Consider the following 16,924-nt stretch of genomic DNA (forward strand, 5'->3'; position numbering starts at 1 on the left):
CGACCCACGGCCGTGTCCGGGGCACCGGCCCTGCCCCGGCCCCCGGACACGCCCCGGCCACCGGTGCCGTCGTCGTCAGACGGCGACCCGGCCTCCGTCGACCGGCAGGATCGCCCCGTGCACGAAACTCGACTGCTCCGAGGCGAGGAAGACGATGGCGTCAGCGATCTCCTCCGCCGTGCCCGGCCGCCGCGCGGGCCCGGCCAGTGCCGCCTGTTCGAGCGCGGCGCCGCGGGGGGCGGTTCCCTCCGTACGCGTCGGGCCGGGGCCGACCGCGTTGACCCGGACTCCGTGCGGCCCGTATTCGGCGGCCCACGCCTTCGTCAGCAGCACCAGGGCCGCCTTGCTGGCACCGTAGAGGCCCAGGCCGGCGGCGCCGTAGGCGGCCACCGCGGTGGTGACGTTGACGATGGCGCCGTGCCCGCGCCGGGCCATCGCGGGCGCGAGCTCCGCGACGAGGAAGTACGGCGCCCTGACGTTGAGGCCGAACACCGCGTCGAAGTCCGCCTCCGTCGTCCGCTCGGTCGGGCCGAACGGAAAGACGCCCGCGTTGTTGACCAGCACGTCGACCCGTCCGAACCGGGCCACCGCTGCCTGCGCGAGGCGCCTCGCGGAGGACTCCCCGTGCAGTTCGGCGGCGAGGAAGTCCGCCACGCCGCCGGCCTCGGCGATGGCCCTGACGGCCCGCCGCCCACGCTGTTCGTCCCGCCCGGCGACGGCGACGTCCGCACCGCGCCGGGCGAACGCCATCGCGGTCGCCAGGCCGATCCCGCTGGTCCCTCCTGTCACCAGGGCCTTCACGCCGGCCATGTCCCGCCCGCCGGGCGGCTGTCCGGCGCTGCCGGCCGGTGCGTGCGTGGTGTCGGTCATGCGCCCTCCTCCGTGCCGGTGGTCGCGGTCGTCCAGGCGGATACCCGCTCGCCGGGAACGCGACGTGACGGGACGTGTCGTACACGTGCGCGGTCACGGTCGTCGCCGGCCGGCTCGAGACGGGGTGGTCGCTGCCGACGGGCCGTTCGGGCGGGACGCGCGCGACGCGTACTCATGCGGGGGCCTCCGGTTGCGGTCCGCGGGAGGTGCCGGCGCATCAGTAGGACCGACTGGAGAGGAAGTTGATGAGCGAGAGCAGTGCGGCCACGCGGTCCACGGGCAGTCCCCGGACAGAGCTGAGCTCCTGGCGGGCCAGCATCTCGAAGCGCTCGATCTCCCGCACCGCCCTCGTCCGGCCGCCGGCCCGGGTGACCAGGTCGGTGGCGCGGCGCGCCTCGTCCTCCCCGACCGGTCCCTCGCCGGCGTAGAAGCGGGCCAGTTCGGCGGCTTCCGGGGTGTCGGAGGCGAGGGCGGCCGTCACGGGGAAGCTGCCCTTTCTGCTGCGCAGGTCGGAGCCGACGGGCTTGCCGGTGCGCCGGGGGTCGCCCCAGATGCCCAGGATGTCGTCGGCGACCTGGAAGGCGAGACCGAGCCAGAGACCGAACCGGCTGAACCGTCGTGTCGCCTCCTCGGAGGCGCCGGCCAGCAGGGCGCCGAGCTCACAGGCGCAGGCCAGGAGTGCCCCGGTCTTGTCCGCGGCGACCGCGAGCGCCTGGTCCGGGCTGGCCTCGGCCCGGCCCTCCAGCGAGAGGTCGGCCATCTGGCCGGCGGCGAGCCGGGGCACGGCCTCGGCCAGCAACCGAGTCGCGCGCGGGTCGGCGGCCCAGGGCCCGTCCAGCAGCAACGGGGCCTGCGCAAGCAGCAGATCGCCCGTGAGGATGGCGGCCGGTATCCCGTACTCGTGCCAGACGGCCGGGCGGCCGCGGCGTTCTTTGTCACCGTCCATGACGTCGTCGTGGATGAGGGAGAAGTTGTGGATCATCTCCACGGCGGCGCCCGCGGCCGCGACGCGGGAGATCGCTTCGGCGTCGCTGGTGAAGCATTCGCCGGTCAGCACGGTGAGGGTCGCGCGGATCATCTTGCCGCTGGTGGTCGTCGTCGGTAGATCGCTCGACGGCCACCCGAAGTGGTGGACGACCATGGGCCGGAGGCGGTCGTCGAACCGGGTGACCGCCTGGTGGAGGATCGGGGTCACCAACCGGTTCACGCGCTCGATGTCCGGCGGGGTCACCGTCGACTCGGTGTCCCGGGGCCTGGAGTTGCGTAGGTCTTGGGTTGCTGCCGTCTCGGCGTGCACAGCTCACCTCGGAAGTCTCATGCGCAGGAACGGAAAGGAATCTCCACCGGGCCGGGCAGGTGGTTCTCACTGGGGGCGGCTCGCCGCCCGGGCGTTCGGTCCCGACATCTCGCTGATGAGTTCGGCGGGCACTGTCACATCGTCGAACCAGCGCCCGCCGAAGGGACGCGGCATGGGCAGGATCTGATCGCTGGAGTAGGCGAGGATCCTGCGGTTGTACGCGCGCATCTCGTCCCGGAGGGAGGCGGGCAGTTCGCCGTCCAGCGTGAGGGCACGTTCCATCTCTCCGAGCAGTCGGCGGGTCTGGTCGATGGTCTCCAGTACGGCCTCACAGAACTCACGGCGCAGTACGCCGTACTCGCCCTTGATGCTGACGAGCCGTGCGATCGCCTCGTAGGAGACGTCCTGGAGATCACGTCGGCTGAGCCACTGCGTCTCGTAGTTGAGGCGGCGGTACCAGATCGGTTCGATCATGGCCTGTCGGTGCTCTTCGAGCGTGCGGTGGAAGATCCGGTAGCCGTGTTTCTCGGGTTCCTCGAAGAACCGGCATCCGGGGTCGAGGAAGGGCACCATCGGGCAGATGAGCGGCAGTGCGGGCCATCCGTCGAACTTGCGGATCAGGCGCTCGGAGTAGGCGACGGTGTCCATCACCGACTGGCGGTCCTGGTACGGCATGCCGATGAAGAACCACACCATGACGCCCTTGATCCCGGCGTCCAGCGCGCGGGGGATCCACCGCTCCATCTCCTCCATGGTGAACGTTCCGCGCCCCGCCGCCCTGCTGATCCTGGGATCGTGGGACTCGGGCGAGAGCAGGACGTAGGCGTCGGTGGACTCACCCATCTTCTTCAGGGTGTCGTCCGGCGTCAGGTTGAACTGCTCGAAATAGACGCTCCGATAACCGAAGTCGTGCACGGCATCGAGGTAGCTGTGCATGCGGGTCTTGTTCTCGGAGTAGCACTGCAGGGCGTAGATGGAGGTGTGTTTGGCCGCCTCTCCCATCGTCCTGAGCTCCTCGATGATCAGGTCGTTGTCCTTCTGCACGAGGGTCTTGCGGACGTCCATGATGTTGCGGTAAGCGAAGCGGGAGCCTCCGCACCAGCCGCAGTCGTGAGCGCATCCGGTGTTCGGGAGCGTCATGATGAGTTTGCTGGAGAGCGGCGTCACCGGTGTCTTCTTGTAGTACGACCAGCTGTTGGCGACGTTGTTGTAGTTGGTCTGTGGCTTGTGGTCGAACCCCGTGGACACGACCTCGTCCCCGGAGGTGTAGAGAAGGTTCGGGACCGAGCGGAAGTCCCGGTCTCCCCTCAGCACCTTCTCGGTGAGGAGGCGGACGGGTTCCAGGGTGTCGTAGCCCTGCACGACGACGTCCACCGCGTCGTACCGGGCGAGTTCCTCGGCGTAGTAGGTCGCCGAGATGCCGCCGAACACGGTCAGCGCGTCCGGATGGATCCGCTTGACGAGTTTCGCCAGCTCGATCGCGCCGTAGCACTGTGTCATCCAGTGCAGGTCGAAACCGAAGACGGGCGCTTCGAGCCGGCCTATCAGCCCTTCGACGTCGAGTTCGGGGTGCATCAGCATCAGCGAGGCGATATTGACGATGTCGCACTGCACGTCGTGCTCGGCCAGATGCTGCTTGATGGAGAACCAGCCGATCGGGTACATCTCGTAGACGGAGGTCACGTTGACGCTGTCGCTGTCGCTCAGATACGCGAAGAGGAGGTCGTCACGCTCGCGAAAATCGAAGACACTCGGCGCGTGCAGGAGGAACATGTCGGACTTCAGCTCAAGCATGGGCGGACGACCGCCTCTCGTACACCATCGCGCTGAGGTTGTCGACGTTCTTGAAGCTTTCCGGAGTGACGTCGCTCCAGGGCAGCTTGACCTCGAATTCGTCGAGTATGTGGGCGATCAGGACCGTGGTGTTCAGCGAGTTGAGAATGCCCAGTTCGAGGAGTGGTGTGTCACCGGCGAGCTCTCCTTGAGGGTCTCCGGACAGGAAGCTCTCCCGGATGAACGCGAGCAGCTCTGCTGCAATCTCTTCTTGTTCCTGCCTGGCTGTCACTGAGACCCCTCGTAAGTTGTATGCGGAGACCAGGGCCGTGAGGTCGAGCTTCCCCCGGTCGTTGCGGGGCAGCGCGTCGACGAAACGCACGTCGTCGGGGATCATCTGCGGGGGCAGCCGCCGCGCCAGATGGCGTCTGAGCCCGATGTTCCCCAGGGTGCTCGCCGGTGTCCTGGCCACGAACGCGGCCAGATGCCGTTCGAGCCCGTCCCCCACGGCGGCGACCGCGGCCTCGGCCACCTCCGGATGCGTGTGCAGTGCCACCGACACCTCGCTCAACTCGATGCGGTGGCCTCGGACCTTGACCTGTCCGTCGGCGCGCCCGAGGTAGTCGAAGGAGCCGTCGGGCCGGACTCTGACCCGGTCCCCCGTGCCATAGGGGCCGTGCTGGGCCGGCCGTCCCCAGTACCCGAGGAAGACGGTCGGGCCGTCGACCATGAGCTCGCCCTCCTCACCGGGTCCGGCCGCTCGGCCGTCGCGACCGGCCGCCCAGACGCGGTCGCCGCTGCAGGCCGCGCCGATCGGGACCGGGACGTCGCGCTCCAGGTCCTCGGGCCGGACCTCGTGGTACGTGCACACGTTGGTCTCGGTCGGGCCGTAGAAGTTGAGCAGCCGCGCGCTGGTCCACTCGGCGAGCTCCCGTACCTGATGGACGGGGAAGGGTTCACCCGCGAAGAGCACCGCACGCAGCGCCTCAGGGGCCGGCCGGTCGAGCAGGCCGCCGTCGCGCCGCATGAGGGTCAGCACGGAGGGAACGGAGTACCAGACGGTGATGTGCTCCCGGTGCAGGAACTCGACCAGGCGTTCGGGGGCGTACGCGAACTCGCTGGGGACGGGGCAGACCGCCGCGCCCACCGCGAAGGCGGCGTAGATGTCGAGGACCGACAGGTCGAAGGAGAACGAGGCGTGGTTGGCGAACCTGTCTCCGGGCCCGGCCGCCAGCTCCTCAACGGCCCATTCCACGAGCGCAAGGGCGTTGCGGTGGCTGATGGTGACGCCTTTCGGTGTGCCCGTCGAACCCGAGGTGAAGAGGATGTAGGCGGGTTCGTCCTCACCGACGACGGCACGCGGCGCTTCGCGCGCGTCCCCGTCCGCTCCGGCGGAGAGGTTCGGCATCTCGATGTCGACGCAGGCCAGAGCCGTGCGCAGGGTGTCGGGAACGCGTGGGAGCAGTTCGGCCGGTGAGCACAGCGCGCATGCCGCGCACTCGTGGGCGAGGGTTTCGATCCGCTCCGCGGGGCTGAGGGGGTCGACCGGGACGTAGACGGCGCCGAGCCGCAGGACAGCCTGCATGGCGGCGAGCACGTCCGCCGATTTCGGGCCCCATACGAGGACGCGGTCGCCGCGGCCGACGCCTTGGCCGGCCAGGGCGCGGGCCACGGCGTCGGCGCGGGCGTCGAGCTCCGCGTAGGTCACCGTGCCGCAAGGGCCGGCAACGGCCGGGGCCCGGGGGGTGCGCGCTGCGGCGTCTGCGAGCAACGTGTGGAGGTTGGCGGGCTTGCTCACAGGCCCATCCCCTTGACGATGATCTCCCGCTGGATGTCCGTCGTCCCCGAGAAGATGTGCAGGGGGACGAGATCGTTCAGCCGGCCGCCGCCGACGCCCTCCGCGGTCAGATATCCCTTCGCCCCGAGCACCTGCGCGGCGTCGACGCCGTTGGCGACGGCGCTCTCCGCGACGGCGACCTTGGCCATGGCCGCCGCCTGACCGGCGTTCTGGCTGCCCTTGTCCACCTGCCAGCACGCCCGGTACAGCAGCAGGCGGCTGCTCTCCAAGCGCTGCTTCATGGTGGCCAGACGGTGGGAGACCGCCTGGAAGTCCGCGATGCGCCGGCCGAACTGCCGCCGTTGAGCGGCGTGCGTGACGCAGCGCCGCAGCTGGGCCTCCATCGTGCCCAGGTAGATCGCGGGCAGGCACGCCCGCTCCCAGGTCATGGACCTCTGGAAGATGGCGCTGCCCTGGCCTTCCGCACCCATCCGGTACGCGAGGGGGACGCGGCACCCGGAGAACTCCACCCGGGCGGCGGCGCAGCCGTCCAGTCCTGCCTTGGCGAGGGGCGGGCCGATCCGCAGCCCCGGTAGGTCCGTAGGGACGGCGAACGCGGACAGTCCGAGGAAGCCGGCGGCGGGCGCGGTGACCGCGTAGGTGACGAGGATGTCGGCCAGGGGGGCGTTGCTGACGAACGACTTCACCCCCTCGAGCACGTAGGCGTCGCCTTCGCGCACCGCGGTCGTCGAGAGCCTGCTCACGTCCGAACCCGCCCCGTCCTCGGTCATCGCGTTGGCGGCGATCGTCATGCCGGAGCCGAGGCCGCGCAGCAGGTCGGCCCGGACCGGCTCGCCGGCGTGCTGGGCGAGGGCCGTGCCGCAGGCCAGCAGGTGCGCCGCGATCGCGAAGGCGAACCCGGTGTCGGCGCCGCCCGCGCAGAACGCCTCCAGGCCGAGAGCCGTGTCGAGCGCGCCGAGCCCGCCTCCTCCGTGGTCCTCAGGCAGGCACAGGCCGGTGATCCCGGACTCCCCCGCGGCCTGCCACACGTCCCTGCCGGCCGCCTCCCCCGGTTCGGGGCGGGGCAGGCGGTCAGCGGCGTCGCGGAGGCGCCGGATCCGCTGCTCCTGTTCCTCGGTGAGGTCAAACTCCACTGACCTGCGCCTCACGATTCCGGGTCGGCTCGGTGCCGAGGACGTGGACGACCGCCGCCTTGTACGTCACTCCCGGGGAGAAGCCGCACAGCAGCACGTGGTCCCCGGCTCGGAGTCGCTCCGTGGCCAGCAGGTGGTGCAGCGCCGCCATGTGGTCGCTCGCGCCGAGGTGCCCGACGGTCCTGCTGAAGTCCCACGTCGACCGTTCGAGGGGGAAACCGAGGATCTTGAGGTAGGAGGCGGCCGCCTGGCGCGGCATGCCGTGGATGAGGACGTGCTTGATGTCGTCTGCCGTCACGCCGGCCTCCTCAAGCGCCCGCTCGGTGCAGACGACGTTGTGCCTCTGGTGGTCAAGGAGCAGCCGCACCCACGAGCCGTCCTCCTCGGCCGCGCGCTGGAATGCAGCGCTTCTGGCCCCGTAGTCCAGGGCGGTGGCGGTGGTGGCGGTGGGCGGGAAGAGCGGTTCGCCGCCCCGGTGGGCCTCCTCCATCGCCGAGAACGTGGCCGAGCACAGGGAGAGCAGTTCCGCGAAGCCCGGGGTGGTGCTCACCACGACAGCGCTGGCGCCGTCACCCAGATAGGCCACCCCGTCGCCGGGGCTCCACCTGTCGATCAGCGGCGTTCCGAAGTTGTCGCTCGCGGTGATCAGCGCCGCAGGGACGTGGGGGAAGGCCTTGAGGTACCCGGCCGCGAGTTCCAGCGCGCCGAAGGTCCCGTTGCAGCCGTTCCTGACCTCCATCGCGAGCAGGTCGTCACCGAGCAGGTGCCGCTGCAGATACGCCTGCGGGCCCCAGCCGTCGGGGCCCTGGTGCCAGACGCCGGTGTAGAGGAGCAGCCCGATGTCCTCGACGCTCGCCCCGCTGCTCTTGAGCGCCTCCTGCGCGGCGGCCAAGGCCATCTCCGGCGCCGCCGTCCGTCCCGCGACCCCGACCCCCGACAGTCCGTGCTCCGCGGCCGTGCCGGCCCGCACGAGCCCCTGTTCCACCGCCGATCCGATGCTCTGCACCGTAGGCAGGAACACGCCGATTCCGGCGAGGTAGACATCCCGGATGCGCACAGTTCCCCCCTTTGTCAAGCGGTGTCGGCGGAGCGCCTTCGCACGACCAGATCCAAGATCGAGCGCAGCGAGCTGGCGGCGCCCGGCGACGCTTCGGTCTCCCAGTCGATGTCGAATTCCGCGCCTACTTTGTCGAGCAGCAGAACCAGCGTCAGTGAATCGACGCCGAGGCTGCGGAACGACGCGTCGCGATCTACCGGTGCACCGGCGGGCAGGTCGTCCCAGACTTCTCTGAGGAGCGAGTCGAGTCGGGCGAGAACGCGTACGGGATCGACTGGCTCTGAATTCTCTGTAACCAGGTCCACGGAAACTCGGCCCTCCTGACGAAGAGTGCGCCTTTCCCCGGTCGGACAGGGGAAACGGCCTATTCGTGCTGTTCTACGGAGGATGCGTCTCATCCTCGCACCCCTGCTCGCCGGGCAATACCCCCACTTCTGGGGGCGTCAGGCCCAACGGATGCGCAGCGGCAGCTTTTTGGCGCCGACAATGCCGCGCGCGTCGTGGTACTCGACGCCGTCCGCGACCGCTATCCCGCTCCAGCGGCCGAGCATCTTCTCCAGGGCGATCCGCACCTCGAGACGGGCGAGCGGCGCTCCCAGGCAGAAATGGATCCCGTGGCCGAGACTCAGGTGCGGATTGGGTGCGCGGTGGATGTCGAAGGTGTCCGGCGCCGTGAACTGCCGCTCGTCCCGGTTGGCCGAGGCCAGCCAGGCGAGCACGAGCTTGCCCGGGGGCAGGGTGCGTTCGCCGACCCGCACCTCTCGCGTGGTCCTGCGCATGCTCGGGGCCAACGGGGTACGGAAGCGCAGTACCTCCTCGATGGCGCCAGGCAGGGCGCCCGGGTCCGCGCGCAGTGCCGCGGCGACATCCGTGAACTCGTCCAGACACAGGATGACGTTGGTCAGCAGCGCGGTGGTCGTGATGTGTCCGGCGAGCAGCAGCAGCCCTACGAACCCGGTGATCTCGTCGTCGTCCAGGCGCTGGCCGTCCACCTCTGCCGCCACGAGCTTGCTGACCAGGTCTTGGCCTGGCGCGGCCCGCCGCCGGTGGATGTGCTCCAGGCAGTAGGCGTTCATCTCCCGCATGACCACCGCCATGGCCTTCGTGCGGTCTTCGTTCGGTATGAAGGACGTCTGGCTCTCCGGGGCGACCAGCGAGTCGGCCCAGCGCCCGAACATCGGGCGGTCCTCGGCGGGGATGCCCAGCAGTTCGGCGATCACGGTGACGGGGAGAGGGGACGCCAGGTCCGCGACCAGCTCCAACCGGTCGGCGCCGGCCTTCGCGTCCAGCAGTTCGTCGGCGATCACCTCGATGCGCGGGGCGAGTTGCGCGACCACTGCCGGGGTGAAGGCCTTGCTCACCAGGGTGCGCAGTTTGCGGTGCTGGGGCGGGTCCTTGCGCAGCAGGTTGCCCTTGATGAAGCGGTCGACGTCTTCCTGCGCGGGCATGAACGAGCTGAAGTCGGAGGAGAAGGTGCCGGGGTCGGCGAGGACGCGTTCCACGTCGGCGTGGCGGAAGACGTGCCACACACCGGCTTCCTCGTCATGGCTGACGGGTTCGCTCTCCCGCATCCGCCGGAACCAGGCGAGCATCGTCGCGGCATCGGCGGACTGGTCCGCCAGCCGGGTCCCTTGTTCGGTCGCCGTCATGTCGGTCGTCCCTTCGTACGCGCTCACGCGGGGGTCAGCGCCGCGTTCACCGCGACCGTGGTGTAGCCCATGGTGAAACTGCCGCCGATGGCGTCGATGACGGCGCCGATGCCGTCCTGCACCTGCGCCACCCGCTCCCTGGAGTGTTGACCGAGGTCACCGTGGGTGGGCAACTGGTCGAGCCACTCCTGCCGGGTGTAGAGCCTCTCCCACTGGAGGCGCCACTCCTGCGGCGCGTCGAAGACCCCGGCCTGTCGCATCCCGTCGGCCGCCCTGCCGCTCAGCATCGCGTACCCGTCGAGGGTGGTGGCCGTCCACTGGCGTGCGACGAGCGAGTCGGGCACCACCCGCCGGTAGATCTCACCGAAGGACCTCAGCAGCTCGGGCGGTGGGACCTCCGCGTTCCAGAAGACCGACAACTGCCCGCCGGGACGCAGCGCCTGGGCCGCTTTCACCGCGCCGGCCGCCGGGTCCAGCCAGTGCCACGTCTGCCCGGCGACGACCGCGTCGAAGGACCGGCCGGCCGGTTTCCAGTCCTCGAACGTCGACTCCTCGACCGTGAGCCCGCGCTCCCGGGCGAACCCGGCCATCCGCGGGTCGGGTTCCACTCCGAGCACCGTGCAGCCGGCCGCCTGGAACTGCCGGGCTACGATTCCCGTACCGCAGCCGACGTCCAGGACGTCGAGCCCGGTGCGGGCTCCGACGATGCGGTGCAAGAGAGCTTCCGGATAGCTGGGCCGGGTCCGGTCATAACGCGCGGGGTCTGCGCCGAAACCCTCCGCGACCCGTCGTCGTCGGGAAAGCTGGTCCTCGGAGAATCCGTCCCTCGAGAGGGCGGCTCCGGATGAAGAGACTGGCGTGTCGGGCACAGGATGTACCGCCTTTCCATAATCGAGTGGTCACGATGTCGGACGGGCCGGGCGTCAACAACCGGGAGAAGTCGGGGATGGCCACGCCGTGATAGCGCGTGCTACGTCACCGGCGGCGCCCCCACTAGTCAGGGATTGTCGGTGCCGAGGGCAGCTGCCAGGGTGATGCACGTTATGAGGGCCGCTCCAGGCGCCCTCGCGAAGCCATGAGGGCTCATTCCCGCGCGGATCACCCAGATCGGATCTCCGACGATGGACCGTGTTCTTGATTTTCTCAGTTCCGCGGGCTCCGCGGGTGAACTGCATCCGCGCCTGGTCGAACTGTGCCGCCAGGAGACGCTTCCGCGAGTGCTGCTCGCAGACGGGCAAGAGGCCTGGCTGGTGACCGGTAACGCAGACGTCCGGACCGTGCTGAGCGACCGGAGCTTCACCCGGGACGTCATGGGTGAGCGCGCCCGGCGGGCCGGCGGAACAGCGGGCGGCGCGCGGTCGGTGAACATGGACGGTCGCCCCCACAACGAACTGCGCGCCCTGGTGTCCAGGGCTTTCACCGCGCGGCGTGTCGAGGCCATGACGCCGCGCGTCCAGGCGTGGACCGACGAACTGATCGACGCCATGGAGAAGGCGGGGCCACCGGCCGACCTCGTGGCGCACCTGGCCGTTCCGCTGCCCGCCCTCGCCATCTGCGAGCTGCTCGGTTTCCCCATCGAGGACCGCCACCTGCTGAGCGGTTGGTGCGAGCGCATCACCACGCTCGGCAGCGGCGGCCCCGACCAGCGGGCGTGGCAGGAACTGAGTGCCTACATCGCTCGCCGGGTGCCGGTCGAACGCGCGGCGCTGCGCGACGGGTTCGCACCGGAGGCGTCCATCCTGACCGGGCTGGTCCACGCCCACGACAGCGCGGGCGCGCTGTCCATGGAGGAGCTGCTGTCGCTGACCGTCGTCGTCCTCGCGGGCGGCCTGGAGACGACCCAGACCGCGATCGGCGCCGGGATGGTGCGGCTGTTCCGCAACCCCGACCAGCTGGACAAGGTGCGCGCCGACCCGGGACTCGTTGTCCCCGCGGTCGAGGAGATCCTGCGCTGCCAGCCCGTCATCGACGTCAACCGCGTCCAGGTGGCCACCCGGGCGGTGCGGCTGGGCGGGCAGGAGATCCGCGCCGGGGATCTGGTCCAGGTGTCGGTCAACGCGGCCAACCGCGACGAGAGGGTCTTCCCCGACAGCGAACGCTGCGACGTCACGCGCGGGCCGAACCCGCATCTCGCGTTCGGCTACGGCGCGCACCACTGCCTGGGGGCGGCCCTGGCACGGCTCGAACTCACGACGGCCTTCTCGACGCTTCTGCGGCGTCTGCCGGGCCTGCGGCCGGCTGTGCCGCTGGACAGCCTCGGCTGGCGGGGCGGGCACGTGACGCTGGGCCTCGAGGAGCTGCCGGTCGCCTGGTAAGACCCACCGTCTGCGCTGGTGAACAGGGAGCACACAGGTGTTGATCTGCAGATATGCCGACCACGGCCGGCGCCGCTACGGACGCGTCATACAGGAGGAGAACGGTGATCTCCTCGCGCCCGTACGGTACGACGGCCGGGCCCGACGCTGGGTCGAGGGCATCGGTCCGGCGCGTCCACTCAGCGAGGTCACGCTGCTGCCACCCGCCGAGCCGAGCAAGATCGCCTGTGTCGCACTGAACTACGCGCCCCAAGGGGCCCCTGCCGGCCCCCGGCGCCCCGCGGACCCCGCGTCCTGCGCCGTCGTACTGAAGCCGCCGTCGACGCTGGCCGGGCACGGAGCCGTGGTCCGCCACCCGGGGGAGCCCTGGGAGCTGCGGCACGAAGCCGAGTTGGCGGTGGTGATCGGGACGGCCTGCAAGGGTGTCCCCGTGGAGCACGCGGCGGAGGTCGTGGCCGGATACACCTGCGCCGACGACCTCACCGCGTACGTGCGCCGGGCCCCGGAGGAACCGAGCGGGCACCCGCCGCTGTGGGCGAAGCACTTCGACACCTTCACGCCACTGGGGCCGTGGCTGGCCACCGATCTCGACCCGGCGGACGTGCCGATCACCTGCCGGGTCAACCGCGAGGTCCGCCAGGACGGCGGCACTCGCGGCCTGCTCACCCCTGTGCACGAGATCGTCGCGATCGTCAGCCGGCACATGTCGCTGCTTCCCGGCGACGTGATCCTCACCGGGACCCCCACCGGCTCGGGCCCCCTGTCGGTGGGCGACCGGGTCGAGGTGTCCCTGGAGGGGATCGGCACCTTGTGCCACACCGTCGAGGCGGCGTCCGACCGGCCGTGGGCGCCCGGCCCGACGGTGGACGGCGGCGTTCTGTCCGGCACCGTCGCGGACCGTCCTGCCACGAGGAGCGCCTGAGGTGGGCGGGCACGGGCTCGGCGTCACGCTCATGGCCCATGTGCGCACCTGGCGGCCGTACACGCTCTGGTACGTGGGTCTTGTCGGCCTTGCCGGACACACCGTCACCAGTGACCGGCACGACGACGTGCGGCTGGTGGCGGCCTGGGCCGTGCCCACCTTGATCTGGGTTGCGGCGCACTATCTCGGCGACTACCTCGACCGCGAGCTCGACGCGCTCAGCAAGCCGCAACGGCCCATTCCCTCGGGCCTGATCCGCCCCCGCACGGCAGTCTGCTGCGGTACGGTCCTGGCCGCGACCGCCGTCGTCACGGCGGCCGTCGTCAACTACCGCACCCTCCTCGTGACCGCGGCCGGTATCGGCGGGGCGCTGGCCTACAACGGCTTCTTCAAGGCCAGGGGACTGCTGGGCAATCTGGTGCGCGGATCGCTGACTGGCGGGGCGCTCGTCTTCGGGGCGATGACGGCCTCGGATTTCCCGCCAGTGGCGATCCTCCTGTTCGTCCCGGTGTTCTGGGCGCACGACACCGCCTCCAACCTCGTCGGCACGCTGCGCGACGTCGCCGGTGACCGCGCGGGTGGATACGCCACCTTCCCGGTCCGCCGCGGGCCCCGGACGGCCGTCCGGACGGCGGCGGGACTCTACGCGCTGGCCATCTCCGTGGCCGCGGCGGGCCTGCTGACCATGGCGGGCGACCGGGAGGGCGGCCTCGTGCTGCTGCTGGCCGCGGCGGGACTCGGCGGCGGTGCCTTCGGCATGCTGTACGCGTCCGGACCTGAGCCGGCGGCCCGCCTCGCCCTGCGGTCGCACGAGGTCCTGGTCGTCGAGCGGATGGTGTTGGCGGCCGTGTTCCTGATGCCGGGATTCGGCGGTCTCGTCGCGATCGGAATTCTCGCTCCGATGCTCGCCGTCACGCTCAGCACCCAGCAGGCCATGCGTGCCCGGCACGAGTTCCCGCACGGCGCCCCCGCCCGCCCCGACGGGGACGCTGCGGCGGCACCAGCCCGCCTTTCCTGAGGAGGACGGTTCGTTTTGTGCGCAGACGTGGACAGCCGGGTGGAGAAATCGGTCGCGCGCGCCGCGCAGGCGCTGTTCGCGATGCAGCGTCCCGAGGGTTCCTGGCCGAACCACCGCCCCACCGCGGTCCTGGGGACCGCCGGCGCCCTGGTCGCCCTGCACCTCGCCGACCCGGAGCGCTCGCGCGATCTGGTCGAGCGGGGGACGCAGTGGCTGACGGCCGCCCAGAACGCGGACGGCGGCTGGGGCGGAGTACGCGGCGCCGCCTCGCAGTTGGTGCCCACCGTGGTGACGGCGTCGGCCCTCACGCTGACGGCTCCGCGGACGACCGAGGAGCCCGCGCGGCGCGCGCTGGACCTGATCAGGTCGCTCGGCGGTGTGGAGTCGCTCGCCGATCCCGGGATGGCCCACATGGCCACGACGTTCCTCGCCCTGGCCGGGCTGCGGAGCCTGCGCGGATCGCGGCGCATCCCCCTGGAGTTGCTGCTGCTGCCCCGGCGACTCTGGCGGCCCCGGCTCTCCTTCCGGGCCGCGCCCTTCGTGGCCATGGCGTTCATCCAGGCCGGCGATACCGCCCCGAAGGGCATCGGAGGGCTGCTGCACCGGCTGGCCCGGCCGACCGCGCTGCGCCTGCTCCAGGAGATCGAGCGCGGAGAGAACGACCGCGGAGGATACGGCGGGGACAACTGGCTCGCCGCCGTGGTCTGCATCGGCCTGTGCCGTACCGGGGCTCCCGCCCACATGATCGCCGCCACGGTCGACTACCTGCGGTCGAACGCGCGACCCGACGGCTCCTGGCACATCATGCAGGGGCTCGACCTGATCGGCGGGTCCTACGTCGCCCGCGGCCTGGCGGACGCCGGTTACCGGGACGATCCGCGGCTGGTCCGGGCCCGGCAGTGGCTGCGCGGGTGCCAGCAGGACCAGGCGTTCCCCCTCTACGACGCGCCGCCGGGCGGTTGGGGCTGGGAAGGCCCCCACGGGTGGCCGAACTTCCTGGACAGCGCCAACGTGCTGGCCGCGCTCGCCCCCGCCGGCCGCGCGGAGCCCCCGGGACACCTGCGGACGGGCCTCGACTGGCTCGTGTCGCGGCAGGACGACCGGGGCTCGTGGGGGACCTTCGTCCCGGACACCGAACTCGCCAACGACGGCCCCTGCCCCTACACGACGGCCCAGTGCGTCGAGTCCCTGCTCGACGGCGGTCTGTCCCGCAGCGACCCGAGAATCGTCAAGGCCCTGGGCTGGCTGCTCGCCGCCCAACGGCCCGACGGCGCCTACGAAGGCCTGTGGTACCGGGGCCTCACCGCGGCGACGGCCATGGCGCTCGTGGCCTTCGCCCGCGGCGGAGTGGGCGACCACCCTGCTGCGCGGCACGCCCGCGAGGCCCTCCTCGCAGGGCAGTTGGCCGATGGTTCCTGGGGTCCGGGCGATACCGGCACGCTCGGCGACGATCCGTCGCGGGGCACCGTCGAGGAGACCGCCTGGGCTCTGCGCGGTCTGCTCGCCGCCGGTCTGCCCGCCCAGGACGACCGGCTGCAGCGCGCGGCGGGATGGATCGTCTCCGCGCAGGGCGACGACGGCCTCTGGGACGCGAACCCGGTCTGTCTGCACATCCGGGGTCTGGCCTACTACGCGGACGGCCTGATCGGGAACGGGCTGGCACTACGGGCGTTGGGCGCCTACCGCAGCGTCCTCGCCGCCGGCCCGGTGGCGCAGCGGGAGGCGTCGTGAGGACTGGACACGGCCACGGCCGCCCTCCGGGCACCGCCTTCGACACCGACGTGCTGATCTGCGGTTCCGGGGTCGCCGGGACGGCGGCGGCCTGCGCCCTCGGCCGACTGGGCCTGCGGGTGACCCTGGTGGACAAGCGGCCGACCCAGCCCTCGCTCTGGAAGGGCGAGGTGCTCCAGCCAGGTTCCCTGGACTCCCTGCACACGTGGGGCTCGCTCAGCCGCCTGGAAGCCAGAAGGGCGGTCCGGCTGAGCCGCCTCGTCGCCCGCACGGCCGACGGGGAGGAGCTGATGGCCATGGACTTCGCAACACTCGGCGGCGAGCGGCCCTGGATGCTCGCCCACGGCTACTCGACGATTCTGGAGTGCATGGTCGCCTCGCTCGGCCCGACGGTACGCCTGCGCCGCGGTGTCCTGGTCAAGGAACTCGCCACGGACGGCGGGGGCCGGGTCTCGGGGGTGCGCGCCATGGTGGACGGCGAGGCCGTCGACATACGGGCCCGCCTGGTCCTTGCCGCTGACGGCATGTCCTCGCGTCTGCGGGGGCTCGCGGGAATCGACGCCGAACCCGTCGCCTACGACCACCGGTTGCTCTCCTTCGAACTGCCCGGCACGCTGCCGGTGGACCACGAGGTGTCGGCTCACGTCACGGATCGCGGCCTGGTCATGCTCTATCCGCTGCCGGACACGCGGATCCGGGTCTACGTCCAGGTGGGGGCGGACGAGCTCCGCAGGGCCGGGCCGGCCGAGCTGCGGCGCTGGTGCGCGGGGCTCGTTGACCAGGTGCCCGCGTTGCGCCCGATCGCGGGGCTGCTCGAAGCGCACCTGGACCACCGCCAGTTGCTGCCGGTCTGGCACTACCGTGCCCCGGCGCTGGTCCGGCCCGGCATCGTCCTGCTCGGGGAGGCGGCGCACGTCGTCCATCCCCTGGCGGCTCAGGGGATGAACACCTCGATCGGCGAGGCGGAGGGGCTGGCGGCCCGGCTCGCGGACGTCGACCTTGCCGACGAGGCCGCCGTCGACCGGGCGCTGCGCGGCTACGAGGACGACCGCATGAGCAGGATCGAGGCCGTGCACGCCATGAGCCACAACGCGGCGCGCATGATGACCAGCACCTCGCGCTGCGGCCGGGTCATAGGCCGTCGCCTCATGCGCGGCACCGCCAGGAACCGCCGCCTGAGCTACCTCACCACGTACAACATGTCGGGCTTCGGCATGCGCCCGCTGACCGGGTTCGACCGGCTCGTGCAGCTGGGGGTCGTACCCGATCTGCGAGCGCGATCGTTCACGCCCCCGCGACCTGCCGGGAACCGGGCCGGCAGTGGAACCCCGGCAGGCCGGAACAACGGACAGAGGGATTGA

The 16,924-nt window shown here is 71.1% G+C and carries 14 protein-coding genes; 5 read left to right on the forward strand and 9 right to left on the reverse strand.

What is annotated here, in order from left to right; all coding sequences use genetic code 11:
- Positions 1-75: 75 nt before the first annotated feature.
- The 9 genes from OHA86_RS06380 to OHA86_RS06420 all read right to left on the reverse strand — a co-directional run bounded on the left by OHA86_RS06380 (position 76) and on the right by OHA86_RS06420 (position 10,446).
- The gene (locus tag OHA86_RS06380; protein WP_329173234.1) at positions 76-870 is read right to left on the reverse strand and encodes an SDR family NAD(P)-dependent oxidoreductase; all 795 of its coding nucleotides are present in this window, start codon (positions 868-870) and stop codon (positions 76-78) included.
- Positions 871-1,087: 217 nt separating this feature from the next.
- On the reverse strand, positions 1,088-2,101 hold the full coding sequence (locus tag OHA86_RS06385) for a polyprenyl synthetase family protein (protein ID WP_329173236.1): 1,014 nt from the start codon (positions 2,099-2,101) through the stop codon (positions 1,088-1,090).
- A 132-nt stretch (positions 2,102-2,233) separates the two neighbouring features.
- Positions 2,234-3,961, reverse strand: coding sequence for a B12-binding domain-containing radical SAM protein (locus OHA86_RS06390; RefSeq protein ID WP_329173239.1), 1,728 nt, complete (start codon positions 3,959-3,961; stop codon positions 2,234-2,236).
- Positions 3,954-5,738 (reverse strand): non-ribosomal peptide synthetase, encoded by a 1,785-nt coding sequence (locus OHA86_RS06395; protein WP_329173241.1) that lies wholly within the window; start codon positions 5,736-5,738, stop codon positions 3,954-3,956. The genes OHA86_RS06390 and OHA86_RS06395 overlap by 8 nt, the downstream gene beginning before the upstream one ends.
- Positions 5,735-6,871: an acyl-CoA dehydrogenase family protein gene (locus tag OHA86_RS06400; protein ID WP_329173242.1), complete on the reverse strand. Its 1,137-nt coding sequence runs from the start codon at positions 6,869-6,871 to the stop codon at positions 5,735-5,737. The genes OHA86_RS06395 and OHA86_RS06400 overlap by 4 nt, the downstream gene beginning before the upstream one ends.
- Positions 6,861-7,928: a ketoacyl-ACP synthase III family protein gene (locus OHA86_RS06405; RefSeq protein WP_329173243.1), complete on the reverse strand. Its 1,068-nt coding sequence runs from the start codon at positions 7,926-7,928 to the stop codon at positions 6,861-6,863. The genes OHA86_RS06400 and OHA86_RS06405 overlap by 11 nt, the downstream gene beginning before the upstream one ends.
- Before the next feature lie 14 nt (positions 7,929-7,942).
- Positions 7,943-8,233: a phosphopantetheine-binding protein gene (locus OHA86_RS06410; protein ID WP_329173245.1), complete on the reverse strand. Its 291-nt coding sequence runs from the start codon at positions 8,231-8,233 to the stop codon at positions 7,943-7,945.
- Positions 8,234-8,371: 138 nt separating this feature from the next.
- Positions 8,372-9,577: a cytochrome P450 gene (locus OHA86_RS06415; protein WP_329173247.1), complete on the reverse strand. Its 1,206-nt coding sequence runs from the start codon at positions 9,575-9,577 to the stop codon at positions 8,372-8,374.
- A gap of 23 nt (positions 9,578-9,600) precedes the next feature.
- Positions 9,601-10,446 carry a class I SAM-dependent methyltransferase gene (locus OHA86_RS06420; protein WP_443071647.1) on the reverse strand — a complete coding sequence of 282 codons (846 nt, stop codon included), beginning with the start codon at positions 10,444-10,446 and terminating at the stop codon, positions 9,601-9,603.
- 381 nt (positions 10,447-10,827) lie between these two features.
- Between OHA86_RS06420 and OHA86_RS06425 the strand changes: the two genes are divergently transcribed.
- Genes OHA86_RS06425 through OHA86_RS06445 form a run of 5 tightly spaced genes read left to right on the forward strand, consistent with a single transcriptional unit; the run spans position 10,828 to position 16,924 of the window.
- Entirely contained in the window at positions 10,828-11,892 is a 1,065-nt protein-coding gene (locus OHA86_RS06425) for a cytochrome P450 (RefSeq protein ID WP_329173250.1), read from the forward strand.
- 37 nt (positions 11,893-11,929) lie between these two features.
- Positions 11,930-12,814, forward strand: coding sequence for a fumarylacetoacetate hydrolase family protein (locus OHA86_RS06430; RefSeq protein WP_329173251.1), 885 nt, complete (start codon positions 11,930-11,932; stop codon positions 12,812-12,814).
- A 1-nt stretch (position 12,815) separates the two neighbouring features.
- Complete coding sequence (locus OHA86_RS06435; protein WP_329173252.1) at positions 12,816-13,832, forward strand: UbiA family prenyltransferase; 1,017 nt, start codon at positions 12,816-12,818, stop codon at positions 13,830-13,832.
- A 15-nt stretch (positions 13,833-13,847) separates the two neighbouring features.
- Positions 13,848-15,563: a prenyltransferase/squalene oxidase repeat-containing protein gene (locus tag OHA86_RS06440; RefSeq protein ID WP_329173254.1), complete on the forward strand. Its 1,716-nt coding sequence runs from the start codon at positions 13,848-13,850 to the stop codon at positions 15,561-15,563.
- Complete coding sequence (locus OHA86_RS06445) at positions 15,560-16,924, forward strand: FAD-dependent oxidoreductase (protein ID WP_329173255.1); 1,365 nt, start codon at positions 15,560-15,562, stop codon at positions 16,922-16,924. Before OHA86_RS06440 ends, OHA86_RS06445 begins: the two co-directional genes overlap by 4 nt.

Source organism: Streptomyces sp. NBC_01477 (genome assembly GCF_036227245.1).
In the GTDB taxonomy this organism is placed as follows: domain Bacteria; phylum Actinomycetota; class Actinomycetes; order Streptomycetales; family Streptomycetaceae; genus Actinacidiphila.